The organism is Pseudomonas sp. TH31, assembly GCF_016650815.1.
In the GTDB taxonomy this organism is placed as follows: domain Bacteria; phylum Pseudomonadota; class Gammaproteobacteria; order Pseudomonadales; family Pseudomonadaceae; genus Aquipseudomonas.
The window spans coordinates 96,090-120,805 of the sequence record NZ_JAEKEZ010000001.1; the positions used below are offsets into that span (position 1 = coordinate 96,090).

At 57.3% G+C, this 24,716-nt stretch carries 17 protein-coding genes, 1 tRNA gene and 1 pseudogene; 16 read left to right on the plus strand and 3 right to left on the minus strand.

All coding sequences use genetic code 11. The features are described from left to right. The first annotated feature begins 96 nt into the window (after positions 1 to 96). The 10 genes from thrS (at position 97) to JFV26_RS00550 (ending at position 9,588) form a co-directional block, all read left to right on the plus strand. Complete coding sequence (thrS, locus tag JFV26_RS00505) at positions 97 to 2,019, plus strand: threonine--tRNA ligase (protein WP_201188762.1); 1,923 nt, start codon at positions 97 to 99, stop codon at positions 2,017 to 2,019. Continuing rightward, on the plus strand, positions 2,019 to 2,570 hold the full coding sequence (gene infC, locus JFV26_RS00510; RefSeq protein ID WP_176469887.1) for a translation initiation factor IF-3: 552 nt from the start codon (positions 2,019 to 2,021) through the stop codon (positions 2,568 to 2,570). The genes thrS and infC overlap by 1 nt, the downstream gene beginning before the upstream one ends. A gap of 60 nt (positions 2,571 to 2,630) precedes the next feature. Further along, positions 2,631 to 2,825, plus strand: a complete 195-nt coding sequence (rpmI, locus tag JFV26_RS00515; protein WP_008145659.1) for a 50S ribosomal protein L35 — start codon at positions 2,631 to 2,633, stop codon at positions 2,823 to 2,825. Positions 2,826 to 2,852: 27 nt separating this feature from the next. Then, positions 2,853 to 3,209, plus strand: a complete 357-nt coding sequence (gene rplT / locus JFV26_RS00520; protein ID WP_007905879.1) for a 50S ribosomal protein L20 — start codon at positions 2,853 to 2,855, stop codon at positions 3,207 to 3,209. Between the two features lie 109 nt (positions 3,210 to 3,318). Continuing rightward, positions 3,319 to 4,335, plus strand: coding sequence for a phenylalanine--tRNA ligase subunit alpha (gene pheS, locus JFV26_RS00525; RefSeq protein ID WP_054596661.1), 1,017 nt, complete (start codon positions 3,319 to 3,321; stop codon positions 4,333 to 4,335). A gap of 26 nt (positions 4,336 to 4,361) precedes the next feature. Then, positions 4,362 to 6,743, plus strand: coding sequence for a phenylalanine--tRNA ligase subunit beta (gene pheT / locus JFV26_RS00530; protein ID WP_201188764.1), 2,382 nt, complete (start codon positions 4,362 to 4,364; stop codon positions 6,741 to 6,743). A 3-nt stretch (positions 6,744 to 6,746) separates the two neighbouring features. Next, a complete protein-coding gene (ihfA, locus tag JFV26_RS00535; RefSeq protein WP_002553164.1) occupies positions 6,747 to 7,049 on the plus strand; it encodes an integration host factor subunit alpha in 303 nt (100 codons plus the stop codon). Beyond that, positions 7,030 to 7,386: a MerR family transcriptional regulator gene (locus JFV26_RS00540; RefSeq protein WP_003179985.1), complete on the plus strand. Its 357-nt coding sequence runs from the start codon at positions 7,030 to 7,032 to the stop codon at positions 7,384 to 7,386. The genes ihfA and JFV26_RS00540 overlap by 20 nt, the downstream gene beginning before the upstream one ends. An 89-nt stretch (positions 7,387 to 7,475) precedes the next feature. After that, positions 7,476 to 7,552, plus strand: a tRNA-Pro gene (locus JFV26_RS00545). A 710-nt stretch (positions 7,553 to 8,262) separates the two neighbouring features. After that, entirely contained in the window at positions 8,263 to 9,588 is a 1,326-nt protein-coding gene (locus tag JFV26_RS00550) for an aspartate aminotransferase family protein (protein ID WP_201188766.1), read from the plus strand. A gap of 221 nt (positions 9,589 to 9,809) precedes the next feature. On the opposite strand, the gene JFV26_RS00555 is transcribed toward JFV26_RS00550, so the two are convergent. The 3 genes from JFV26_RS00555 to JFV26_RS00565 all read right to left on the minus strand — a co-directional run bounded on the left by JFV26_RS00555 (position 9,810) and on the right by JFV26_RS00565 (position 13,564). Next, entirely contained in the window at positions 9,810 to 10,802 is a 993-nt protein-coding gene (locus JFV26_RS00555; protein WP_201188768.1) for an alpha/beta hydrolase, read from the minus strand. Next, positions 10,799 to 12,286: a flavin-containing monooxygenase gene (locus JFV26_RS00560; protein WP_201188769.1), complete on the minus strand. Its 1,488-nt coding sequence runs from the start codon at positions 12,284 to 12,286 to the stop codon at positions 10,799 to 10,801. Before JFV26_RS00560 ends, JFV26_RS00555 begins: the two co-directional genes overlap by 4 nt. A gap of 114 nt (positions 12,287 to 12,400) precedes the next feature. After that, complete coding sequence (locus JFV26_RS00565; RefSeq protein WP_201188771.1) at positions 12,401 to 13,564, minus strand: iron-containing alcohol dehydrogenase; 1,164 nt, start codon at positions 13,562 to 13,564, stop codon at positions 12,401 to 12,403. 288 nt (positions 13,565 to 13,852) lie between these two features. Between JFV26_RS00565 and JFV26_RS00570 the strand changes: the two genes are divergently transcribed. The 6 genes and pseudogenes from JFV26_RS00570 (at position 13,853) to JFV26_RS00595 (ending at position 24,314) form a co-directional block, all read left to right on the plus strand. Beyond that, positions 13,853 to 15,517 (plus strand): fatty acid--CoA ligase, encoded by a 1,665-nt coding sequence (locus tag JFV26_RS00570; protein WP_201188773.1) that lies wholly within the window; start codon positions 13,853 to 13,855, stop codon positions 15,515 to 15,517. A gap of 39 nt (positions 15,518 to 15,556) precedes the next feature. Then, entirely contained in the window at positions 15,557 to 18,205 is a 2,649-nt protein-coding gene (locus JFV26_RS00575; protein ID WP_201188775.1) for a LuxR C-terminal-related transcriptional regulator, read from the plus strand. Between the two features lie 156 nt (positions 18,206 to 18,361). After that, complete coding sequence (locus JFV26_RS00580; RefSeq protein ID WP_201188777.1) at positions 18,362 to 20,155, plus strand: acyl-CoA dehydrogenase; 1,794 nt, start codon at positions 18,362 to 18,364, stop codon at positions 20,153 to 20,155. A 39-nt stretch (positions 20,156 to 20,194) separates the two neighbouring features. Then, positions 20,195 to 22,305 (plus strand): annotated as a pseudogene (locus tag JFV26_RS00585) (3-hydroxyacyl-CoA dehydrogenase NAD-binding domain-containing protein). A gap of 54 nt (positions 22,306 to 22,359) precedes the next feature. Continuing rightward, the gene (locus JFV26_RS00590; RefSeq protein ID WP_201188779.1) at positions 22,360 to 23,544 is read left to right on the plus strand and encodes an acetyl-CoA C-acyltransferase; all 1,185 of its coding nucleotides are present in this window, start codon (positions 22,360 to 22,362) and stop codon (positions 23,542 to 23,544) included. Continuing rightward, positions 23,544 to 24,314, plus strand: coding sequence for an SDR family NAD(P)-dependent oxidoreductase (locus tag JFV26_RS00595; RefSeq protein WP_201188781.1), 771 nt, complete (start codon positions 23,544 to 23,546; stop codon positions 24,312 to 24,314). The genes JFV26_RS00590 and JFV26_RS00595 overlap by 1 nt, the downstream gene beginning before the upstream one ends. The last annotated feature ends 402 nt before the right edge of the window (positions 24,315 to 24,716 follow it).

Genomic DNA, 24,716 nt, shown 5'->3' on the forward strand with positions numbered 1-24,716 from the left:
GGCGTTCGTCATTGAATGGCCTGGATCGGATCTTGTACTGGCTCATCCCAACCCACGTGACCTTTGGTAGGGGTCACCACTAGGAGAGGAGGCGCCATGCCAACTATTACTCTTCCCGACGGCAGTCAACGTTCATTCGATCATCCGGTTTCCGTAGCCGAGGTCGCCGCATCCATTGGTGCTGGCTTGGCCAAAGCCACCGTGGCCGGCAAGGTCAATGGCAAGCTGGTTGATGCCAGCGACATCATCGACAGCGATTCCACGCTGCAAATCATTACGCCAAAGGATGAAGAGGGGCTGGAGATCATTCGCCACTCTTGCGCCCACCTGGTTGGCCACGCGGTCAAGCAGCTGTACCCGACGGCCAAGATGGTCATCGGCCCGGTCATCGACGAAGGCTTTTATTACGACATCGCCTTCGAGCGTCCTTTTACGCCGGACGACCTGGCTGCGATCGAACAGCGCATGCAGCAGCTGATCGAGAAAGATTACGACGTGATCAAGAAAGTCACTCCGCGCGCCGAAGTGATCGAAGTGTTCAAGGCCCGTGGCGAAGACTACAAGTTGCGCCTGGTCGAGGACATGCCGAACGAGCAGGCCATGGGCCTGTACTATCACGAAGAATACGTCGACATGTGCCGCGGCCCGCACGTGCCAAACACCCGTTTCCTGAAATCCTTCAAGCTGACCAAGTTGTCCGGCGCCTACTGGCGTGGCGATGCCAAGAACGAGCAATTGCAGCGCGTCTACGGTACCGCCTGGGCTGACAAGAAGCAGTTGGCGGCTTACATCCAGCGCATCGAAGAAGCTGAAAAGCGCGATCACCGCAAGATCGGCAAGCGCCTGGGCCTGTTCCACACCCAGGAAGAGTCGCCGGGCATGGTGTTCTGGCACCCGAACGGCTGGACTCTGTACCAGGTGCTTGAGCAGTACATGCGCAAGGTTCAGCGCGACAACGGTTATCTGGAGATCAAGACTCCGCAGGTCGTTGACCGCAGCCTGTGGGAGAAATCCGGGCACTGGGCCAACTACGCCGACAACATGTTCACCACTCAGTCGGAAAACCGCGACTACGCGATCAAGCCGATGAACTGCCCTTGCCACGTGCAGGTGTTTAATCAGGGCCTGAAAAGCTACCGCGAACTGCCAATGCGCCTGGCCGAGTTCGGTGCTTGCCACCGTAACGAGCCATCGGGTGCATTGCACGGCATCATGCGTGTGCGTGCATTTACCCAGGACGACGCCCACATCTTCTGCACTGAAGATCAGATGCAGGCCGAATCCGCTGCGTTTATCAAGCTGACCATGGACGTTTATGCCGATTTCGGCTTTAAAGACGTCGAAATGAAGCTGTCCACTCGTCCGGAAAAACGCGTCGGTTCCGACGAATTGTGGGATCGCGCTGAAGCCGCTTTGGCTGCAGCCCTTGATATCGCCGGCCTGCCGTATGATTTGCAGCCAGGCGAGGGCGCATTCTACGGTCCGAAGATCGAATTCTCGCTGAAAGATTGCCTCGGCCGTGTCTGGCAGTGTGGTACCCTTCAGCTCGATTTTAACCTGCCTGTCCGTCTGGGAGCCGAATACGTCTCCGAAGACAACAGTCGCAAGCACCCGGTTATGTTGCACCGGGCGATCCTTGGTTCCTTCGAGCGTTTTGTCGGAATCCTGATCGAGCACTACGAGGGTGCATTCCCTGCGTGGCTGGCTCCGACCCAGGCAGTGATCATGAATATCACTGATAAACAGGCTGATTTCGCCGCCGAGGTTGAAAAAACCCTCAATGAAAGCGGATTTCGTGCCAAGTCTGACTTGAGAAATGAAAAGATCGGCTTTAAAATCCGCGAGCATACTTTGCTCAAGGTTCCTTATCTCTTGGTTATCGGAGATCGGGAAGTCGAGATGCAGACTGTCGCTGTGCGTACTCGTGAAGGTGCTGACCTGGGCTCGATGCCCGTCGCCCAGTTCGCTGAGTTTCTCGCGCAAGCGGTTTCCCGGCGTGGTCGCCCAGATTCGGAGTAATTACTATTAAGCGTGAAATGAGACAAGATAAACGAGCTGCACCGAAAGCCCCGATCAACGAGAATATCTCGGCACGCGAGGTTCGGTTAATTGGGGCTGAAGGTGAACAGCTTGGGATTGTGTCAATTGAAGACGCGCTTCTTAAGGCTGAAGAGGCCAAGCTGGATCTGGTGGAGATTTCCGCCGATGCAGTACCCCCTGTTTGCAAACTGATGGACTACGGCAAATCGATCTTCGAAAAGAAGAAGCAGGTTGCCGCGGCCAAGAAAAACCAGAAGCAGATCCAGGTTAAAGAAATCAAGTTTCGTCCAGGGACGGAGGAAGGGGATTACCAGGTAAAACTGCGCAACCTGGTACGTTTCCTGAGTGATGGGGACAGGGCCAAGGTATCCTTGCGATTCCGCGGCCGTGAGATGGCCCACCAGGAGCTGGGGATGGAACTCCTCAAGCGAGTTGAAGGTGACTTGCTCGAGTACGGTTCGGTCGAACAGCATCCTAAGATGGAAGGACGCCAGCTGATCATGGTCATCGCCCCGAAAAAGAAGAAGTAATCAATAGGGCACGGCAGGCCTTCTGATTATGTTTATCAACTGAATGCGGAGTATCCGAACATGCCAAAAATGAAAACTAAAAGTGGTGCTGCTAAGCGGTTTCTGAAAACTGCTAACGGTATCAAGCACAAGCACGCTTTCAAGAGCCACATCCTGACTAAAATGTCGACCAAGCGTAAGCGTCAACTGCGCGGTAGCAGCTTGCTGGCACCGTGTGACGTGGCAAAAGTCGAGCGCATGCTGCGCCTTCGTTAATTTAGTCAAGAATAGAGGAAGTAACTCATGGCTCGTGTAAAGCGTGGCGTCATTGCCCGTAAACGTCACAAAAAAATTCTGAAACTTGCTAAAGGCTACTACGGCGCTCGCTCGCGCGTATTCCGTGTTGCCAAGCAAGCGGTAATCAAGGCAGGCCAATACGCCTACCGTGACCGTCGTCAGAAAAAACGTCAGTTCCGCGCTCTGTGGATCGCTCGTATCAACGCTGGTGCTCGTATCAACGGTCTGTCCTACAGCCGTTTCATCGCCGGCCTGAAAAAAGCGTCCATCGAGATCGACCGTAAGGTTCTGGCTGATCTGGCAGTGAACGAAAAAGCGGCGTTTGCTGCGATTGTCGAGAAAGCTAAAGCCACCTTGGCTTAAGTACCCCCGACAGTCACCCGGCCTCACCTCTGTGGGGCCAGGTGTTAAACGTCATAAATAGGGGAAGAGCCTTCAAGCTCTTCCCCTATTTTGTATCTGGAGTCTGTACATGGAAAACCTGGACGCGCTGGTCTCTCAAGCTCTAGAGGCTGTGCAAAGCGCTGAAGATATCAATGCCCTGGAGCAAATCCGGGTTCACTACCTTGGCAAAAAGGGCGAATTGACTCAGGTGATGAAGACCCTGGGGAATTTGCCGGCAGAGGAGCGTCCGCAAGTCGGCGCCCTGATCAACGTTGCCAAGGAGCGTGTCACAGAGGTTCTCAATGCACGCAAGGCACTGTTTGAAGAGGCCGACCTGGCCGCCAAACTGTCTGCCGAGTCCATTGACGTGACCCTGCCTGGCCGTGGCCAGACCTCGGGTGGTCTGCATCCGGTTACGCGCACTTTGGAACGTATCGAACAGTTCTTCACCCACATTGGCTACGGCATCGCCGAAGGCCCTGAGGTCGAAGACGATTACCACAACTTCGAAGCGCTCAACATCCCAGGCCATCACCCGGCCCGTTCGATGCATGACACCTTCTATTTCAATGCCAACATGTTGTTGCGCACCCATACCTCGCCGGTACAGGTCCGCACCATGGAATCGAAAAAACCGCCGATCCGCATCGTCTGCCCAGGCCGTGTGTACCGCAGCGACTCCGATATCACCCACTCGCCGATGTTCCACCAGGTCGAAGGCCTGCTGGTTGATCGCGACATCAATTTCGCCGACCTCAAAGGCACCATCGAAGAATTTCTGCGCGTGTTCTTCGAAAAAGAACTGGCCGTGCGTTTCCGTCCCTCGTACTTCCCGTTCACCGAACCATCCGCCGAAGTCGACATGGAATGCGTGATGTGCAGCGGTAAAGGCTGCCGTGTCTGCAAGCAGACTGGCTGGCTGGAAGTGATGGGCTGCGGCATGGTTCACCCGAACGTGTTGCGCATGTCCGGGATCGACCCGGAAGAGTTCTCGGGCTTTGCCTTCGGCATGGGCGTTGAGCGTCTGGCCATGCTGCGTTACGGCGTGAACGACTTGCGTCTGTTCTTCGACAACGACTTGCGGTTCCTCGCGCAATTTCGCTAGTCGTAACGAATTCTTAGGAGAGCAGGATGAAATTCAGTGAACAATGGCTGCGTGGCTGGGTAAGCCCGCAGGTAAGTCGTGACGAGCTGGTTGCTCGTCTGTCGATGGCCGGTCTTGAGGTCGATAGCGTTACGCCGGCCGCCGGCGAATTCACCGGTGTGGTGGTGGGCGAGGTGCTGAGCACCGAGCAGCACCCGGACGCCGACAAGCTGCGTGTTTGCCAGGTCAGCAATGGCTCGGAGACCTTCCAGGTCGTTTGCGGTGCGCCAAACGTACGCCCGGGCCTGAAGATCCCGTTCGCCATGATCGGTGCCGAACTGCCAGGCGACTTCAAAATCAAGAAAGCCAAGCTGCGTGGCGTTGAGTCCAACGGCATGCTGTGCTCTCAAGCCGAGCTGCAAGTCGGCGAAGGCAACGATGGCCTGATGGAATTGCCGGCTGATGCGCCGGTTGGTCAGGACATTCGTGAATACCTGGGCCTGGACGACGCCAGCATCGAGGTCGACCTGACCCCGAACCGCGGCGACTGCCTGTCCCTGGCTGGCATGGCCCGTGAAGTCGGCGCGCTGTACGCCGCTGAAGTCACCCGTCCGATGGTTGCCGTGGTACCCGCCGTGCACGACGAAGTGCGTTCGGTTGAAGTGCTGGCGCCAGCCGCCTGCCCACGTTACCTGGGTCGTGTAATCCGTAACGTCGACCTGTCCAAGCCTACGCCGCTGTGGATGGTTGAGCGTCTGCGTCGTGGCGACGTGCGCAGCATTGACGCTGCCGTCGACATCACCAACTACGTGATGCTGGAACTGGGTCAACCGCTGCACGCATTCGATCTCGCCGAAATCAACGGCGGCATCCGCGTGCGCATGGCTGAAGAAGGCGAGAAGCTGGTGCTGCTCGACGGTCAGGAAGTCAGCCTGCGTAGCGATACGTTGGTCATTGCCGACCACACTCGCGCCCTGGCAATCGCCGGCGTCATGGGTGGCGAGCACAGTGGCGTCAACACCGCGACCACTCGCGATATTTTCCTGGAAAGCGCGTTCTTCGATCAGATTGCCGTTGCTGGCAAGGCTCGTTCTTATGGCCTGCACACCGATGCCTCGCACCGCTACGAGCGTGGCGTGGACTGGCAACTGGCCCGTGAAGCCATGGAGCGCGCCACCGGCCTGCTGCTGGAAATCACTGGCGGTGAAGCCGGTCCGATCATCGAAACCGTGAGCGAGCAACACCTGCCTAAAATCGCACCGGTAACCCTGCGTGCGCAGCGCATCAGCCAAATGCTGGGCATGGAAATGGATTCGGCCGAAGTCGAGCGTCTGCTGAACGCTTTGGGTCTGACCATTTCTACCGACGGGGCAGGGCAGTGGCGCGTTGAAGTGCCAAGCCATCGCTTCGATATCAGCCTGGAAGTTGACCTGATCGAAGAGCTGGCCCGTCTGTACGGTTACAACCGTCTGCCGGTCCGCTACCCGCAAGCCCGTCTGGCACCGCAACCCAAGGCTGAAGCCCGTAGCGATCTGCCAGTGCTGCGTCGTCTGCTGGTGGCCCGTGGTTATCAGGAAGCGATCACTTACAGCTTCATCGATCCGAAACAGTTCGAACTGTTTAATCCGGGTGTTGAACCGCTGCTGCTGGCCAACCCGATTTCGAACGACATGGCCGCGATGCGTTCGTCCCTGTGGCCTGGCCTGGTCAAGGCGCTTCAGCACAACCTGAACCGCCAACAGGATCGTGTTCGTCTGTTCGAAAGCGGTCTGCGTTTTGTCGGTCAACTGGAAGGCTTGAAGCAAGAGCCGATGCTGGCGGGTGTTGTTTGCGGTAGCCGCCTGCCGGAAGGCTGGGCGCAAGGTCGCGATGTCGTGGACTTCTTTGACGTCAAGGCAGACGTGGAAGCGGTTCTGGGCTTTGCCGGTGCACTGGATTCGTTCACTTTCGTGCCGGGCAAGCACCCGGCGCTGCACCCGGGTCAAACCGCGCGCATCGAGCGTGAAGGTCGTCTGGTCGGTTTCGTCGGTGCCATTCACCCTGAATTGTCGAAAACCCTCGGTCTCGACCGTCCGGTCTTCGTTTTCGAGCTGGTTCTGGCCGAAGTGGCGTTGGGTAAAATGCCTAAATTCCAGGAGTTGTCGCGCTTTCCTGAAGTGCGTCGTGACCTGGCGTTGCTGGCCGATACAGGCGTTGCAGCCAGTGCCGTAATGGACGTAATCCGTGAAAATGCAGGGGAATGGCTGACGGACCTCAGGCTATTTGACGTTTATCAGGGTAAAGGCATTGATCCTGATAGAAAAAGCCTTGCAGTCGGCTTGACCTGGCAGCATCCATCGCGCACTCTTAATGACGATGAGGTGAATACCACGACGCAAAATATCCTCACCTCGCTCGAACAAAGGTTGAACGCCACGTTAAGGAAGTGACGTATGGGGGCTCTGACGAAAGCTGAGATGGCGGAACGTCTGTATGAGGAGCTGGGCCTGAATAAACGGGAGGCCAAGGAATTGGTCGAACTGTTTTTTGAAGAAATCAGGCACGCTCTGGAAGACAACGAACAAGTCAAATTGTCCGGTTTCGGCAATTTCGACCTTCGGGACAAACGCCAGCGGCCTGGCCGCAATCCGAAAACGGGTGAAGAAATCCCGATCACGGCTCGCCGTGTGGTCACCTTTCGTCCAGGGCAGAAGTTGAAGGCCCGAGTTGAGGCTTATGCTGGAACCAAGTCATAACGACGAGCTACCCGTCATCCCCGGCAAACGCTACTTCACCATTGGTGAAGTCAGCGAGCTGTGTGCGGTAAAACCACACGTGCTGCGCTACTGGGAGCAGGAGTTTCCTCAACTCAACCCCGTCAAACGCCGCGGAAACCGCCGGTATTATCAGCGACAAGACGTGCTGATGATCCGGCAAATCCGTGCGCTTCTTTACGATCAAGGGTTCACCATCGGCGGCGCGCGCCTGCGTTTGTCCGGCGATGAAGCCAAAGACGACACCACTCAGTACAAGCAAATGATTCGGCAGATGATCGCTGAATTGGAAGATGTACTGGTTGTGCTCAAGAAATAAATTCCTGCGTTTGAATACTTCCAGTTTTCAAAAGCTTGCGATATATTCTTGAGCGTTCTTCGAGATGAGGGACGAGTATCACGCCTAGTCGGGGCGTAGCGCAGTCCGGTAGCGCACTAGCATGGGGTGCTAGGGGTCGAGTGTTCGAATCACTCCGTCCCGACCATATTTTTCAAAGGGTTGCGAGATTTTATCTCGCGACCCTTTTTTATTTTTGGCCATTTTTACTCCCACAAAACGACTGGCTCTGGGTGGAATCCTCACCACTTGTGTCCGAGTTGATGCCAGCTTTGGCAATTTCTCACGGTATTTTTGGCGCATGGAGTTCCATGTGATCAGGCATTCCTGTTCGCCGTTGTTCCTCTGAAGTGGATATGGACCCTGCATATCAAGTATTCACTCCGTTCCTAACCCCACAGCCTTTCTCCTCTCGGTATATGGCCTTCGATCCTTCGATATTTGGCCCTTGCTCACCTGTTGAGCGCAGTACCTCGACCGTACTATTCAAAAACTTGTCTGCCATTGCGGACACTAGGCCGCGTCGATTTTTTCGTTACGTGAAGGGTGCGGTTTCTTCCCTGCTTGCCTCGTGACTCCGTATTTGGCGGAATTTCTGGCCTGCATTGAAAGACTTTTCCTCGCTTGAATAAGCACGTGCTGAAAGCCATCACATGGACGGTCGCTTACGACTGAGCAGGTTCTCTTACGGTAACAGGGCGCGCTTAATCTCTGATCCTCGCCCCCAATCAGGTGTCGGCAGAACACCACGATGGCAGGCCATCCCAAGACCGTTTTGTTGTTAGAGGTTGCTCTCTCTGACCCGATTTTTTAATGCGTCGATGAACGAAGTTCGTATCTGTATGGAAGGGTAATCATATGTCAGCAGTAAATTGGCCGGATCCGCTCAGCAAATCTAAAGAACTCTATGACCGTGCCGCCGAAGTGATGCCGGGGGGTATTACGCGGATTCTTCCTTGGCAAGACCCATTTCCGGTCTATGCCAAGAGTGGTTCTGGGGCCTACGTTACGGATGTCGACGGCACTCGTCGGCTCGATCTCCTCAACAACTTCGCGTCCCTCATTCATGGGCACGCGCATCCTGCCATTGTCTCTGCAGTCCAGGAGCAAGTGGCGAACGGGACGGCGTTTACGTTGCCTACTCAACCCGAAGTTGCCCTGGCCGAGACTATTTGCGGTCGTGTCGAGGGATTTGAGTGGGTTCGTTTCTCCAACTCGGGCTCCGAAGCCGTCATGTGCGCCATCAAAGCGGCCCGGGCTATCACCGGGCGCTCGAAGATCGTTAAGGCTGAGGGTGTTTATCACGGCTCGTACGATTACGCGGAAGTCAGCCTGGACTCCTCACCTGAGAACTGGGGTGAGGACCCTACCTCCATTGGCTACTCCAAAGGGACACCGGAAGGGGTCAAGAATGACGTTGTTGTCATTCCTTTCAACGACACCGAAGCGGCGGAAAGGATCATTCGGGCCAACAAGGATCAGATCGCTGCGATCATCATTGATCCCGCGCCTAGCTACTTCGGGTTTGTGCCTGTATCCCAATCCTTCATTGAAATGATCCGGCGGGTGTCCACCGAAATTGGCGCGGTGTTCATCCTGGATGAGGTCATCACCTTTCGTGTAAATCGTGGTGGTGCGCAGACACGTTTCAACATCAAGCCTGACCTTACCGTGCTGGCGAAGATCATCGGTGGTGGTTTCCCGGTGGGGGCCGTTGTCGGTTCGCGCAAGTTCATGGAGGTTTTCGATCATCGCAATGGCAAACCGTTGTTGCCCTGGAGCGGTACGTTCACCGCAAACCCGGTCACAATGACGGCGGGCAAGATTGCGTTGGACCTGTATACACAAGCCGACTCTGATCGCCTGGATGTTCTCGGTGATCGGCTGCGTGCGGGTGTTACCGAGGCTTTTGCAAAGGCCGACTTCCCCGGTCAGGTGACTGGTTTCTCTTCGATGTTCATGGTGTTCGGGCATCAGCGCACAGTGCTGGATTACCGTTCCGGTTATTCCAGCAAGGAAGAATCCAAGCTCATTGCGAAGTTGCAGAAGAACCTGGTGCTTGAGGGCTACCACATCGCCAAAACCGGCAAGGCGTTCCTGTCCACGGCGATGACTGAAAGCGATGTTGATGGCTTCATTGCTGCGACAGAACGTGCAGCCAGGCAGGCTGTGTCGCAAGGTTAATCCTTCGTCCCTGATGCTCAGCGTAACGCCAGTAACGTAAAGCACGGCTCATGCATGGCCTTCGAATTGCCGATGGTCATGCAGGATGTCTGCTGATACGCAGGCGTTACGCTGAGCTTTTTTGTGGGTGTTTTTTGAGATCACAGAAACGACAAAGCGAGACTCATCCCCTGAAGGAAAGAAGTCCCGCTCGTTATTTTTGTTTTGGATATCCGCTGAAGCTACCGAACGTCGATGGGTTGCTGTACAGCGTTTATAAACGAGGCGGCCTTTTCGAGAAGCTCACGCCCGGTATCGATTTTGCCGGCAGCGGTGAAGATTCCGTGCATATGCTTCGGCAAATGGTGATGGATGACGCGTGTACCGCTCCGCGCTGCCCGTGCTGCATATTCGATACCTTCGTCTGCGAGCGGATCGAGCCCGACCGTGACGATGAACATCGACGGTTGAATGCTCCGATCTTTACGTAGCAGCGGCGAGAGCAGCTCATCGGTGAGGTCTGTCCCAGGGGAGGTATACATCTCTCGAAACCAGTACATCGACTCTGCGGTCAGCGCGAACCCACTTGTGATGTTTTGGTAGGACGTCGTGCCTGCCGTGAGGTCGGTTACCGGATAGAACAGCACCTGGGCAGCGAACTTCATTCCCTCAGGACGATAGTCATGTTGATTGGCAAGGACGGTGGCCATGTTGCCTCCGGCACTGTCTCCCACGATGACTGCTGTTGAAAGATCCAACTGCCATTCATCTGCGTGGACCATGACATAGGTCAGCGCATCCCGGCAGTCATTGAGAGGTATCGGGAACTTGTATTCCGGCGCTCGTCTGTAGTCCACCGCCACAACAGTCGATTGGGTATGGTTGGCCAGATATCGGCACAGACTGTCATGGCTGTCGAGATCGCCAATGACCCAGCCACCGCCGTGAATAAAGAACGTCAAGGGCGTCTTTTGATCTGCGGGTAAGCCGCTTGCTCGATAGATTCTCAGCGCAGCGAATCCGTTTTCGACCGGGAACTCCAGCGTCTTGATCGAGCCGACGTCCTGCTTTTTCAGTCCGTTGATCGCGCATGACTTCAGGTAGTTGGCCCGCACCTCCGTCAGAGGGGCATCCTGAAAGGACACCCCGACATTGGTCCGGAATGCTTCTACCAGGGCCACCGCATCAGGAGCGACATCGTCTAGAGAAATGGCATCCGAAAAGTCTTTGTTCATCCTCTTTTGAGCTCCTCGACCGAGAGGTGATGGTAGTCGTCGCGGTTCCAATGCGCCGCCAGTTCTCGGTATTCGTCGACAGTGCCTGACCAGTTGTTGATGACCTTGCCCGCAGCGTTTTTGTACCAGCTGGAGCATTCAGAGGAAAAGGCCGAGGACTGCATGTTGGTCTGCAGGTTGTCGTTGTAGCTGTTGAACGTAGCTTGCTTGATATCAATAGCCTGCCGGCCATGACCCAGCCCTTCGATAGCCTGGATGATGTACGTCTGCTGGATCTCGAGCATGGTGATGATCGAGTTGTGGTTCAGGTTGGTGTTGGGGCCGTAGATCATGAACATATTGGGGAAGCCAGGAACGCTCATGCCCAGATAGGCCTCGGCGCCTTCGGCCCAGCGGTTGTGAAGCGTTTGTTCCTGCAGGCCAACGACCTGAAGGTCGCCCTGAAAGGCCTGGCTTTCAAAACCAGTGCCGAAAATCACCACATCGAACTCGTGCAGTTTTCCTTCCTTGTCGATGATGCCTTCCGGGACGAACTCGGCAACGGCAGCTGTTTCCAGCGCTACGTTGTCACGCATCAGCGCCGGGTAGTAGTCATCCGAGCGCAGGATACGTTTGCACGCGAACTCGTAATCCGGGGTGAGTTTGGCCCGAAGTTCGACGTCTGGTACTTGGGCTGCCATATGCCCGGTGGCCATTTTGATCCCTTCCTTTTGAGCGTCGGTGCCGTGGCGGGTGCGAGCGAAACCGTCCTCCCGGAATGCATGCAGCTTCTCTCGGCTTTGCGCGAACAGTTCTGGCGTGCGTTCGAAAGCGTCCAATTCTTCCCGGACAAAGACGATCTGATTGCGCGGCATGATCCAGTTGGCGCTGCGCTGAAACACGGTCAACTGACTGGCGATTTTGGCGACTTCCGGCACGTACTGTACGGCGCTGGCCGCGGCGCCAATGCTGGCGACTTTCTTGCCCGACAGATCTGCATCGGCTGGCCATTGTGCGGAGTGGAAGTACTCCCCGGCGAAGCTGTCCAGGCCCTTGAAGCCCGGGATAGCCGGTTTGTTGAGTTGCCCCCAGGCCGGCACAAAGAAGCGTCCCTTCAGGCTGCGGCCATCGGCGAGCTCGAAGCCCCATTGATGGGTGTCTTCGTCCCACTGTGCACGGGTGAGCTCGGAGTTCAGGCTGATGTGGCTCATCAGCTCATAGCGTGCGGCCATGGAGTCCATGTAGCGCAGCAGCTCGTCTCGGTCTGCGTACATTTTGCTGACTCGCAGGTGCGGATGAAAACTGTAGCAATACAGATGTGATTCGGTGTCGCAGGCAGCGCCAGGGTAGGCGTTGTCGCGCCACACGCCACCAATACGATCACCGCGTTCCAGGATGATGAAGTTATCGATCCCGTGCATTTTCAGTTGCGCGCCCATGCCCAGGCCACCAAAGCCGGCGCCGAGGATGACGATGTCGTAGGTTTGCGGATGGGTGTTCAACATTTATCAATACCTGTTGGATTGCAGAGAGAAGAGGCAGGGACGAATGGGTTGATGGCGTTCGTCATGGAAGTGCCCGAATGTGTTCTGTTGTTGAGAAAATCACGATGCGCAGTGTTAGAAGGCTTGGCGGTACAGCGCCAGCGCATCGGCTTCACGGACATCGACCGGGTTGTTCATCAGCAGGCGCTCCTGCTTCATCGCATCGCTGGCCAGCAGCGGCAGACTTTCCTGTGTGACTTTGACGTCGCGCAACCGGCGCGGTGCCCCTGATCGGTTCATCAAGTCTTCCATGTGTTCGACGAAGCGCGCGGAACGCATGGACGTCGAGGCATTGCTACGCCCCAGCAGGGTGTCGGCCAGTTCGGCATAGAGGGGGGCTGCAGCCGCCATGTTGAAGCGCAACACCGGGCCAAGCATCAACGCGTTCGAGAGACCATGAGGGATGTGATAGTGACCACCCAATGGGTAGGCGAGGGCATGTACGGCGGCGACGGGCGCGTTGGCAAATGCCTGCCCTGCCATCGTCGCACCCAAGAGCATGGCTTCGCGGGCGATACGGTTTTTGCCGTCCTCACACGCAGCGATCAGGCTGCCGGAAAGCAGGCGCAGGGCTTCGCGTGCGAGGGTGTCGGAAATCGGATTTTTCCGATGACGGCTGGTGTAAGCCTCGATTGCATGAACCATCGCATCGATGCCGGTAGCGGCGGTGTGCAGCGCCGGCAGACCGATAGTCAGTTCGGCATCGAGAATGACTTTGTCGGCATACAGTTGGGATGACACCACGCCCATTTTGGTCGTGGCGCCAGTGGTCAGGATGGTGATGTTGGTCACTTCGGAACCGGTGCCGGCGGTGGTCGGTACTTGGATCAGCGGCAAGCGTGTGCCCTTGACCTTACCGATACCGTAGAGCTCGGACAGAGGCTGGTCGGAGGTGATCAACACGGCGGCCAGTTTAGCAATATCCAGCGAAGAACCACCTCCCAGGCCGAGCACGATGTCCACGCCAGCGGCTTTGGCTTGTCCGACGCAAGCGAGCAGCACGGCCTCTGGTGGATCGGCGACGACGTCATCGAACACGTTGATGTTAAAGCCCGCGGCGGCAAGCGAAGCCTTGGCTTGATCCAATAGGCCGCCCTGATGCAAGAACTTGTCGGTAACGATTAACAGATTGCGTCGATCGGTCCAGTCGCTCAGTAGCTCGCCCATGCGCCGTGCCGCACCCCATTCGGTGACGATCGATGCGACGGTGTCGAAGGTGAATGCTTTGAAAATACTCATCTTTACGGCTTCCTGGGCTGGTAGCGGGCAAGCGGGCGTCGAATGCAAGGATTCGAGCCGCTTGGGTCGATGGCGTATTTATAAACAGGCTGCCTGGCTACAGCTTCAACCTTGGGGTGGAATTTGCCGGCAGTGGGGGTGGAAAATACGGGTGGGAGCGTTAAAGGCAGAGGCTTCATTTCCACCCTCTAGGTGGGAAAATTCCACCCAGGGGTTGAGGCTGATTGCGCTCGATGCCTCTATAACCTAGGTCTAACAATTACAAGATATTGAGCAACAGGAGCAGCGATGAGCCTTCCCCATCAGCCGAAATTCCTTGAGGCGACCCCCAGCTATCACGACTCTCCCTTGTTGATAGGCAGCTTGCTGGAAACCGGCTTGCGAGCGGCAGGTCGTAATGAAATCGTCTACCGCGACGAGTGGCGGTTCGACTACCCGACCCTCAACCGGCGAATTCATCAACTGGCGCATGCGCTCTCTGAACTGGGTGTCAAAGCGGGTGATACGGTGGCGGTGCTGGATTGGGACAGTCATCGCTATCTGGAGTGTTTCTTCGCCATACCGATGCTCGGCGCCGTACTGCACACAGTCAATGTTCGGCTCGCGCCGGAGCAGGTGCTGTACACCATGGAGCATGCAGAAGATAGCCTGGTGTTGGCGCATGGGGATTTCTTGCCGATGCTGGCGTCCATTGCCGGGCAGCTACCGAGCGTGCGCGGATATGTGCTTTGTCAGGATCGCGATCAAGCGGTGCAAAGTGATTTGCCATTGCTGGGTGAGTACGAGTCACTGCTGGCAAGGCAGCCGGATGAGTTCGACTTCCCGACGTTCGATGAAAACGCAGTCGCCACGTTGTTCTACACCACGGGCACCACTGGCAACCCGAAAGGCGTCTATTTCACCCATCGGCAATTGGTGCTGCACACGTTGGTCAGTGCGAACGTGCATGCCGCGGCCGGCGTGGAGTTGCTCAGTCGCGACAAGACCTACATGCCCATCACCCCGATGTTTCATGTGCATGCCTGGGGCGTTCCCTATATCGCTACCATGATGGGCAGCAAGCAGGTCTACCCGGGGCGTTATGAGCCCAAGGTGCTGGTCGATCTTATTGTGAGAGAGAAGGTCGACTACTCGCATTGTGTGCCGACGTTATTGAGCATGGTGCTCGGCGCGGCAGAGCAGACGGATGCGGACCTTTCGGGGTGGCATGTACTGGTCGGCGGCTCTGCTTTGTCAGTTGGGTTGGCACGCAAGGCCAAGGCAATGAATGTTGATGTTCGAGGCGCTTATGGTATGTCGGAGACCTGCCCGATCATTTCGCTGACAGCACTGCCCCTCGGCATCGAAGATGAGCCGGAAGAGCAGCAATTACATTGGCGTTGCAGTGCCGGGGTTACCACGCCGCTGGTGCAGATGCGTCTGGTGGATGAGGCGCACGCCGACCTGCCGCAGGATGGTCAGCACATTGGCCAGTTACTGATCCGCAGCCCGTGGCTGACGCCGGCTTATTACAAGGATCCGGATAGCAGCGAACAGCTCTGGCGTGATGGCTGGTTGCATACCGGTGATGTCGCCAGCATCGATGCCCATGGGTTGGTGCATATCCATGACCGGCTCAAGGATCTGATCAAGACGGGTGGTGAATGGATTTCTTCTCTGGATATCGAAAGTCTTGTCAGTCGCCACCCGGCCGTTGCGGAGTGCGCGGTCATTGGTATTTCCGACGCGCGCTGGGGTGAGCGGCCGGTGGCCTTGATCGTTACGGTGGCCGGGATGGAACCGGTCAACGAGGAGCAGATTCGCACGCATCTGATGAGTTTCGTCGAGCAGGGCTGTCTATCAAAATGGGCGATTCCGACTAATGTTTACCCAGTGACGGAAATCCCTCGGACCAGCGTTGGGAAGCTCGATAAAAAGCGCATCCGGGCACAGTTTGAAAACCGCCGAGAGTAAGATGCTGAAAAGATCCGTTGCGTTAGTAAGGTTGCTGCATTGAAGACTCCCATCGATCTGAGCAAATTTCGCCCTGCGCAGCTGCCACGGACGTTGATCCAGCGTTCGCGGTTGGTTAAGCGGATGGAGGATGCCTCGGCGCAAGGTTTCAGCCTTACGTTACTGCGTGCACCCCTGGGGTACGGGAAGACCACGTTGCTCAGTCAGTTTGCCGCAGGTTTGGGCACTTCGTTTGGCTGGTACCGGATTGACCGCACGGACAACGAGCCTGTCAATTTTATTGGTCATCTGTATCGCTTGCTGCTCAAAGTCCCGGCGCCTGACGAGGCCAATACCAGTGAGATGTGGGCGACCATTCGCAGCCACCTGGATGGCTTGGTTGCACCTTTCACGCTGCTTATCGATGAGACAGAAAAGTTACGTTCGCCACGTTCGCTTGGTTATCTGGAAACCCTGTTGCATAGCGCACCGAACATGCTGCGCATTGTTGCCGCCAGTGAGGGGCGGCCGATGCTTGCTCTGGGGCATTTGCGTCGTGACTCACGTTTATTGGTGCTGGATCAGAATGATCTCGCATTGACTGGAGAAGAAACGCAGCAACTGCTCTCGGCCCAGGGCATCGGTCTTGATCCCGCTTTCGTTTACCGTTTGCAGGCGGGCAGTGAAGGCTGGGTTAGCGGTGTGTTGTTCTGGTGCGCGGCGTACCGGGAGATGACTTTCTCAGGTAATCAACCTGAACGTTTGCAGCGTGCGACTCAGCAGTCTTATACCGAGATCGCTCAATTTGTTCAGGAGGAACTGCTGAACATGTGGTCGCCGGGGCTGTTGGCTTTCGTTGAGCGGACGTCTGTTGTGGGTGCCTTTGACCTGGATTTGGCCGCAACGCTGAGTGGCGACACGAATCCGGGGACGATGATCCGTAAACTGCAGCAGGCTGATTTGTTCATTACGCAACACACTGGTGAACGGCTGGAATTTCAGTTCCATCCCGCCTTGCGGATTACGGCTCAGCAGCGGCTGCGAAAACGTGACCCGCAGGCTCTTTTGCAATTGCATCAGCGTGCCGCTGATTGGTTGTTGGCCAACCGGTTTTATGCCCAGGCCGTGTACCAATATGGACGGGCGAAGAACTCGGCGGCGCTGTTCAAAACCGTGGAAGAACACACCTTCGATCTACTGCGCGAAGGTGAAATCAATGCCATCGTCGACTTCTTGACCCATGCTCTGCGTCATAGCCCGAGCGATCACCTGAACCTGGCCATGACCGAGGCCTCGACCTTGATTGTCACCAATGACATCGACAGGACGCGGGCCTGTATTGCCAGTTTGCGGCGTCTGGCGAGTCAAAGCACCGCTCAGCGTCCGGACAGGGTCATGCAGACAATTGCGTTTCTGCGCAGTCATCTGGCTTTGCTCGGGGGGAACCTGCGCCACGGCGTGGAGCTGGTCAGTACCGCGCTGGAACGATACCCCGAGCCGAATGCCGCAACGGCGATCCTGCATGCCAACAGCGCCGGCTGCCTGGCTGCGTTGGGGCGCTTGAATGACGCCAGGCGCCAGGCCGGCGTGGCACTCGACCAGCTTCAACGTCTCGGCTTCAAAGGCTATACCCACCGCTTGCAACTGCTTCTGGGTCAAATCGAATTGGCCCAAGGGGAGAGCGAGAGGGCTCATCAGCGGTTTTTTGATGACGCCATGCAACACGCTTTGGGGGAGGGCTCAGGTAATTTCTACGACTCGTTCGTGCATCTGGGGCAGGGGCTGGTATTGATTCAGAAAAACCTGCTGCCAGCGGCGACCCTGAGCCTGACCAAGGCCGAAAAAATCGCCCTCGACTTCCCCCACAGTGCCGGGCTCGCGCTGATCTTTCACCAGCAAGCCTGCCTGCTCGATGCACAGGGCGATACCCCACGCGCGCTGGCGCGTTGGGATGAGGCTCGACGGCTGGCGGCGCAGTTCAAGCAATGGCGGGTTTATCGTCTTGCCGGCGCCTGGAAAGCGCGTAGCGCGGTGCGTAATCGTGACCAGGATTACCTGCTGGCGTGGCTCAAGGAGTGGCATTGGTGCCAGCGACATTACCGTGAGGATATCCAGCCTGAGGAGACTCTGGCTTACGCCTGGGTGCAACGGCATCTTGGGCAGCGAGCGGTCTGCACGCAGCTGTTGTCGGAATTGCGAGAACTGGCCGAGGAACACCACAACCAGCGATTGAACCTTGATTTATTGGTGCTCGAAGCAAGCCTTGCGCACGACAACGGTGATCAAAAGCAAGTAATGCAGCTGTTGGATCAGGCCTTGGCCCTGGCTTGCCAGTACCGTTTCGGTCAGTTGCTGCACCATGAGGGCAGTGAGCTCAGAGACATGTTTCGGCAACTGGTCACCCCTGAAGCACGTCGTCAGTATGAGCTGCATTCACCATTGCCGACTGCTGAGCAACTCAGCATGGTCATGCCGCAACTTATCCGGTCTTTGACCGAGGCAAATCGTCTGGTAGAGCCAGTCACACGGCGCGAGCGTGAAGTGTTGCAACGTATGGCGCGAGGCCAGAGCAATGCGCAGATCGCCGAGTCGCTGTTCGTCAGCCTTAGCACGGTGAAAACGCACATCAACAACCTGTTCCGTAAGCTGGAGGTCAATGACCGAGAGGAGGCTTTGCGCAAGGCTCGTAGTGTCGGCTTGCTGAGCTGATAGATCTCTCAGCCTGGACTGGAGGGGCTCCACCCGGCACCGAATCAATTCCATCTCAAACTCCACCCGCGGTTTGACGAATCAACCGCTCGCGCTTGTTACAACATGAATGTCGGCTCATCGCTCTCGAAATGTCCAAGGCGGGATTCCATCATTATGTTGCTCAACGAACGTGATCTGAATTTTCTTCTCTACGAACTGCTCGATACTCAGGCACTGCTCAAGCGCGAGCGTTATGCCGAGCATGATCGCGCGGTGTTTGATGCGACGCTCAACACTGCGCGCCAGGTGGCCACCGAGTTCTTTGCCCCGCACAACCACAAGGGTGACAGTCAGGAGCCCAGCTTCGACGGCGAACGCATTACCTTGATCGAGGAAACCCAGCACGCCTGGAATGCTTTCGCGCAGGCTGGTTTTCTCGCCGCTCATCACGACTTCGAGGATGGCGGCCTGCAACTGCCTGAAGTGTTGCTGCGCGCCTGCATGGCTTATTTCAATGCCGCGAACATCGCAACCACCGGTTACCCGTTCTTGAGTATCGGTGCGGCCAATCTGATCAAGAGCTTTGCGTCTGCCAAGCTGCAAGAACGATTTTTGCCTGCCATGTTTGAAGGGCGCTTCAGCGGCACTATGGCGTTAACGGAACCGGGGCAAGGGTCAGCGCTGGGGGACTTGCGCACACGTGCGCAGCCGGCGCCCGATGGCACCTACCGGGTCTTCGGCCAGAAGATGTTTATCTCCGGTGGCGATCACGATCTGACGGAAAACATCGTCCATCTGGTGCTTGCCCGGATTGACGGTGCATCGGCGGGAGTCAAGGGCATTTCCTTGTTCGTGGTGCCAAAATTTCTGGTCGAAACCGACGGCAGTCTGGGGCCGCGCAACGATGTCGCCCTGGCAGGGCTGTTGCACAAGATGGGCTATCGCAACACCACCTCTACCGTCCTCAGTTTTGGCGAGCGGGGCGGTGCTGTCGGTTATCTGGTGGGCGAGGCACACAAGGGCCTGGCGTACATGTTCCAGATGATGAACGAGGCGCGCATCGGCGTCGGCCTAGGGGCCGCCAGCCTGGCCTGCCAAAGCTACCTGCACGCCCTCGACTATGCGCGTGAACGTCCGCAGGGACGACACGCCAGTTGCAAAGATCCCCTGACGCGTCAGGTGTCGATCATTGAACACGCCGATGTCCGTCGCATGCTCCTGATGCAGAAGGCCTATGCCGAAGGCAGTCTGGCGTTGTGTTTGTACGCTAGCAGCCTGGTGGAGGATGCCCACACTGCCACTGATCCAGACAGCCGAGAGGACGCCGCCCAATTGCTCGATCTGTTGACGCCAATGGTCAAGACCTGGCCTTCGCGTTATGGCTTGAGCGCTTGCGACTTGGGTATCCAGATCCTCGGTGGCGCGGGCTATACCCGTGAGTACCCATTGGAGCAGCTGTACCGCGACAACCGGCTCAACCCCATTCATGAAGGCACCGAGGGTATTCAGGCGCTCGACTTGCTGGGGCGCAAGTTGGGGCCGAAGGGCGGACGAGGTTACGCGTTATTTCTGTCGCAGGTTCGCCGCAGTCTCGATGACGCCGCAGGGCTGGCGCATTCATCGGTGCTGGCGGCGCAGTTGGCCAAGGCACTGGCGATTCTGGAGGACGTGACGGCGTCATTGCAGCGTCAGGTCGGTATCGAACCTGACCTTGGGCTTTGCAACGCCACCGCGTACCTGGACCTGTTTGGTCGAGTGCTGGTCGGCTGGATCTGGCTACGCCAGGCATTAGTCGCAGAGCGGGCATTCGCTGCGGCTACAGCCGACAGCGAAAGCGATTTCTATCAGGGCAAGTTGCATACCGCTGCCTATTACATGGAGTGGGAGTTGGCGTCGTTGCAGGGCCAGGCGGATTTGCTGTGTGCCGGTAACCGCACCACGTACGACATGCAAAACGCCTGGTTCTGACTTGGTTGGCCAAGCCCTTAATCCATTGGGAGACAGTTGATGAACACCCTGATCCACTACCGCGTCGAAGAAAACCTGGCCCTGATCAGCCTGGCCCGTCCGCCCGTCAATGCGCTGGGGCAAGCCCTGCGTGCTGCTTTGGCTGAAGCCTATGATCGGGCGATCGCTGATCCGGATGTGCAGGCTATTGTGCTTTACGGCGAGGGTCGAGCCTTCAGCGCGGGCGCCGACATTGCCGAGTTTGGCAGCGCATCGGCCTTTGCCACGCCAGACCTTGCCAGCCTGTTGAATCGACTGTCGCAGTCCGAGAAACCCTTGATTGCCGCCATCGGTGGTCTGGCGTTGGGCGGTGGGCTGGAGGTGGCATTGGCCTGTGGTTATCGAATCAGTGAAGTCAGCGCTCGATTGGGCCTGCCAGAAGCAAAAATAGGCCTGCTGCCGGGTGCTGGAGGAACGCAGCGATTGCCACGGCTAGTGGGTGCCGAAGTGGCTTTGGATATGATCCTCTCCGGAGAGCCCGTCTGGGCGGTTCGTGCCCGTGAAATCGGCTTGGTGGATCGTCTGGTAAAAGGCCAGCAAACGCTGCTGGACGCTGCCTGCGATTTTGCTCGGGAGCTCTTGGCCCAGGCTGCACCTGCACAGCCCGCCTGGCGCCGACCACAACCGGCAGATCAACTGCCTGCCGGTTTTTTGACGAGTTCGAACGGGCACGTGCCGCGCGCTGGCGCGGGCAAATCGCACCTGGGCTGGCGCTCGCCGCAGTGAAGGCTGCCTGTGAGCTGCCACTGGAGCAAGGCCTGGCCCATGAGCAGGTGCTGTTCAAGCAAGTGGAGGCATCGCCGCAATCAGCGGCTTTGCGTCACCAGTTTTTTGCCCAGCGTGAGGCCGCCAAAATCTCTGGGGTCAGTGCAGATACGCCACTTCGTACCATCGACGCCGTCGCGATTATCGGCGCAGGCACCATGGGCGGCGGGATCGCCATGAACTTCGCGAATGCCGGCATCCCCGTCAAGTTGCTTGAACTCAAGGCCGAAGCCCTGGATCGAGGCTTGATTCAGATTCGCAAAGTCTATGAAACCAGCGTCAAACGCGGCAAATTGAGCACCCAGGCGCTGGAGTCGCGCATGGCGCTGATCTCCGGGACCCTGGACTATGCGGATATCGCTGAGGCCGACCTGGTCATCGAAGCGGTGTTCGAAAGCCTTGCCGTCAAACAGGCGGTGTTCCGCACGCTGGATGAAGTCTGCAAGCACGGCGCCATCCTGGCCAGTAACACCTCGACCCTGGACGTCGATCTCATCGCTCAAGTGACGCGCCGTCCGGAAGACGTCATAGGCCTGCATTTTTTCAGCCCGGCCAATGTCATGCGCCTGCTGGAAGTGGTGCGCGGTAAACAGACCGCTCCCTCGGTGCTGGCGACGACCCTGGCCTTGGCCAAACGTATCGAGAAGGTGGCGGTCGTTTCCGGGGTCTGCTTCGGCTTTATTGGTAACCGCATGTTGGAACCCTATGCGAGGGAAGCCCATCGTCTGGTTCTTGAAGGTGCGACGCCGGCTCAGGTTGATGGCGTACTCACGGAGCTGGGGTTGGCCATGGGCGTGTTGTCCATGTATGACCTGGCCGGGATCGACGTGGGTTATCTGGTGCGTGAGTCACGTCGCGAGGCCATCGCCCATGACCCGAGTTATTGCAAGCTGGCCGATGAGTTGTATGCCCGGGGTCACTACGGGCAGAAGACCGGGCGCGGGTTCTATCGCTATGAAGGGCGTGAGCGACAGGAAGATTATGAGGTGATCGCCTGTGCCGAAGTCCTTGCCGCAGAGCTGGAGATTTCTCGGCGAGCGATTTCCAATCAGGAGATTCACGACCGCTGTCTGTTCATGCTGATCAATGAAGGCATTCAGTTGCTTGATGAGGGCATTGCCGAGCGCAGTGGCGACATTGATCTGGTCTGGGTCAATGGCTACGGCTTCCCTGCGTGGCAGGGCGGGCCGATGTACTACGCCGAGCAACTGGGATTGGAGAAAGTATTGGCGGGTATCGAACACTATCGGGAGCAATTGGGCAGCTACGGCGACATGTGGTTTACCCCGGCCGATTTGCTCAAGCGACTGGTTGCGGCCAAGAAAACTCACATCCACACATTGTGACCCTTCCGGGCCACCTGTTCATGGGTGGCCAAGACTTATCCTGGAACCCAGACCATGCAAGAAGCCGTGATTCTATCAACCGCCCGTACCCCCATTGCCAAGGCTTTTCGAGGGGCTTTCAATCACCTGAAATCACCGAGCATGGCCGCTTTCGCGATAACCGCTGCCGTTGAAAGGGCCGGGGTCGATCCCGCAGAAATCGAGGACCTGGTCATGGGCACCGCGATGCCGGGAGGCACTGCGGGCTGGAACGTGGGGCGCATGAGCGCACTGGCGGCAGGTTTGCCCCATAGCGTCTGCGGCCAGACCATTGACCGTCAATGCGCTTCGGGTCTGATGGCGATTGCTACTGCGGCCAAGCAGATTATCTACGACGGCATGCGCGTGACCATCGGCGCCGGTCAGGAAAATATCAGCGCCGTGCAGACACGCAATATGGAGTGGGCGTTCGCCGAGCGCGACTTGCAAGTCGAGCGTTATGCCGCGCACGCGTACATGCCGATGTTGCAGACCGCGGAGCATGTCGCCAAACGTTATGGCATCACCCGCGAGATGCAGGATGCCTATTCGTTGCAATCACAACAGCGGGTTGCGGCGGCGCAACAAAGCGGCGTGTTCGAAGAGGAAATTATCTCAGTCAGTACCACCCGGGCGGTGACTGATAAAGCCAGCGGCGCGGTGAGTTATGAGCCGGTTACGCTCAATCTCGATGAGGGCAATCGCCCGGGTACCCGTCTTGAGGACCTGGCCAATCTGAAACCGGTGATCGAGGGCGGCTGCATCACGGCGGGTAACGCCAGCCAACTGTCCGACGGCGCCAGTGCTTGCGTGCTGATGGACGCGCGTTTGGCGCAACAGCGAAATATCGAGCCCCTGGGGCTTTATCGCGGGATCGCCGTGGCGGGTTTGGCTCCTGAGGAAATGGGCATTGGGCCTGTTTTGGCGATTCCCAAACTGTTGAAGAAGCATGGTTTGAAAGTGGATGACATTGGCCTGTGGGAACTCAACGAAGCGTTCGCCTGCCAAGTCATTTACTGTCGCGACAAACTCGGCATTCCCAACGAGCGACTCAACGTCAATGGCGGTGCCATTGCGATTGGTCATCCCTACGGCATGAGCGGTGCCCGGATGGTCGGGCATGCCTTGCTGGAAGGTAAACGGCGCGGCGTGAAGTACGTCGTAGTGACGATGTGTGTGGGCGGTGGCATGGGTGCCGCCGGCCTGTTCGAGGTGCTTTGATGAACACGATTTTTTCTTTAGCGGGCAAAACCGTTCTGGTCACCGGTGCCTCCAGTGGCCTGGGCGAACACTTCGCCCGACTGGTGGCGAAGGCGGGCGGTCGGCTGGTGATTGCGGCGCGTCGCGTCGAGCGTCTTGAGGCGCTGGCCACTGAACTGCAATGGCATGGGGCCGAGGTGCTACCCGTGGCGCTGGACGTCACCCGGCGCGACAGTGTTGAAAGTGCCTTCGATGCGGCTCAGGCCGCTTTTGGTTGTGTCGACGTGGTCATCAATAACGCCGGCGTCGGTGGAGCAGTTCGGGCGCTGGAGGTCAGCGAAGAAGAGTGGCGTGCAATGCTCGCGACCAACCTGGACGGTGTCTGGCGCGTAGCTCAATGCGCTGCGCAACGACTGGCCAAAGCGGAGCGGGGAGGCAGCATTATCAATATCGCGTCAATTCTTGGTGAGCGTGTCGGCAATGGCCTGAGTCATTACTGTGCTGCCAAGGCAGGGGTCGTGCAGTTGACCAAGTCACTTGCCCTGGAACTTGCTCGTTACGACATTCGCGTCAATGCGATAGCCCCCGGTTACTTTAAAACCGAGATGAATGGTGACTACTTCGACACGGATAAAGGCCAGGCATATATCCGCGATACCGTGCCGATGCGTCGTTTGGGACGCGTTGAGGAGCTGGACGGACCGGTGCTGTTGCTGGCCAGTGCCGCTGGCAACTTCATGACCGGTTCAGTGTTGGCGGTCGATGGCGGACATCTGGTGAGTTCGCTGTAAGCGTCAATGTGATAACGCGCAGGGGCTCAGGTATCTGGTTTGATCTCTTGCGCGCTGTCTGTCCCCCGCAGGTTTGAGTCGTGCGTCAGCAGTACGGATGCCCCCGCCAGGATTCGCCCCGCAATTACCCTGTCGAGTGATCACCGGGAGTCTCTTCTTGGGGGCTTCTTCGATCCGTTTTTTCAACTGTCCGCACTTTAGCCTGTTAGCGCTGATTGAGAAAATCACCTGCAAGCCGCCGAGGGGAAGGTCTGTCTTTCCTCATCACGGGTGTCGCAACTCATAACTGCCGAAAGCAGTTCAGTTGTTTAGCAACCAGTGGTCAGGAGTGTTGATTGCGGACCTTTTTGGATTCTGCAATCTGGATTTTTGCGGGGGAGAGGGTAGTTGCTAGGAAACCGC

Excerpts from the sequence above, each read along its gene's own strand:
- thrS (WP_201188762.1), top strand. The coding sequence starts at position 97 with ATGCCAACTATTACTCTTCCCGACGGCAGTCAACGTTCATTCGATCAT.
- rpmI (WP_008145659.1), top strand. The coding sequence starts at position 2,631 with ATGCCAAAAATGAAAACTAAAAGTGGTGCTGCTAAGCGGTTTCTGAAA.
- rplT (WP_007905879.1), top strand. The coding sequence starts at position 2,853 with ATGGCTCGTGTAAAGCGTGGCGTCATTGCCCGTAAACGTCACAAAAAA.
- pheS (WP_054596661.1), top strand. The coding sequence starts at position 3,319 with ATGGAAAACCTGGACGCGCTGGTCTCTCAAGCTCTAGAGGCTGTGCAA.
- pheT (WP_201188764.1), top strand. The coding sequence starts at position 4,362 with ATGAAATTCAGTGAACAATGGCTGCGTGGCTGGGTAAGCCCGCAGGTA.
- ihfA (WP_002553164.1), top strand. The coding sequence starts at position 6,747 with ATGGGGGCTCTGACGAAAGCTGAGATGGCGGAACGTCTGTATGAGGAG.
- JFV26_RS00540 (WP_003179985.1), top strand. The coding sequence starts at position 7,030 with ATGCTGGAACCAAGTCATAACGACGAGCTACCCGTCATCCCCGGCAAA.
- JFV26_RS00550 (WP_201188766.1), top strand. The coding sequence starts at position 8,263 with ATGTCAGCAGTAAATTGGCCGGATCCGCTCAGCAAATCTAAAGAACTC.
- JFV26_RS00555 (WP_201188768.1), bottom strand. The coding sequence starts at position 10,802 with ATGAACAAAGACTTTTCGGATGCCATTTCTCTAGACGATGTCGCTCCT.
- JFV26_RS00560 (WP_201188769.1), bottom strand. The coding sequence starts at position 12,286 with ATGTTGAACACCCATCCGCAAACCTACGACATCGTCATCCTCGGCGCC.
- JFV26_RS00565 (WP_201188771.1), bottom strand. The coding sequence starts at position 13,564 with ATGAGTATTTTCAAAGCATTCACCTTCGACACCGTCGCATCGATCGTC.
- JFV26_RS00570 (WP_201188773.1), top strand. The coding sequence starts at position 13,853 with ATGAGCCTTCCCCATCAGCCGAAATTCCTTGAGGCGACCCCCAGCTAT.
- JFV26_RS00580 (WP_201188777.1), top strand. The coding sequence starts at position 18,362 with ATGTTGCTCAACGAACGTGATCTGAATTTTCTTCTCTACGAACTGCTC.
- JFV26_RS00590 (WP_201188779.1), top strand. The coding sequence starts at position 22,360 with ATGCAAGAAGCCGTGATTCTATCAACCGCCCGTACCCCCATTGCCAAG.
- JFV26_RS00595 (WP_201188781.1), top strand. The coding sequence starts at position 23,544 with ATGAACACGATTTTTTCTTTAGCGGGCAAAACCGTTCTGGTCACCGGT.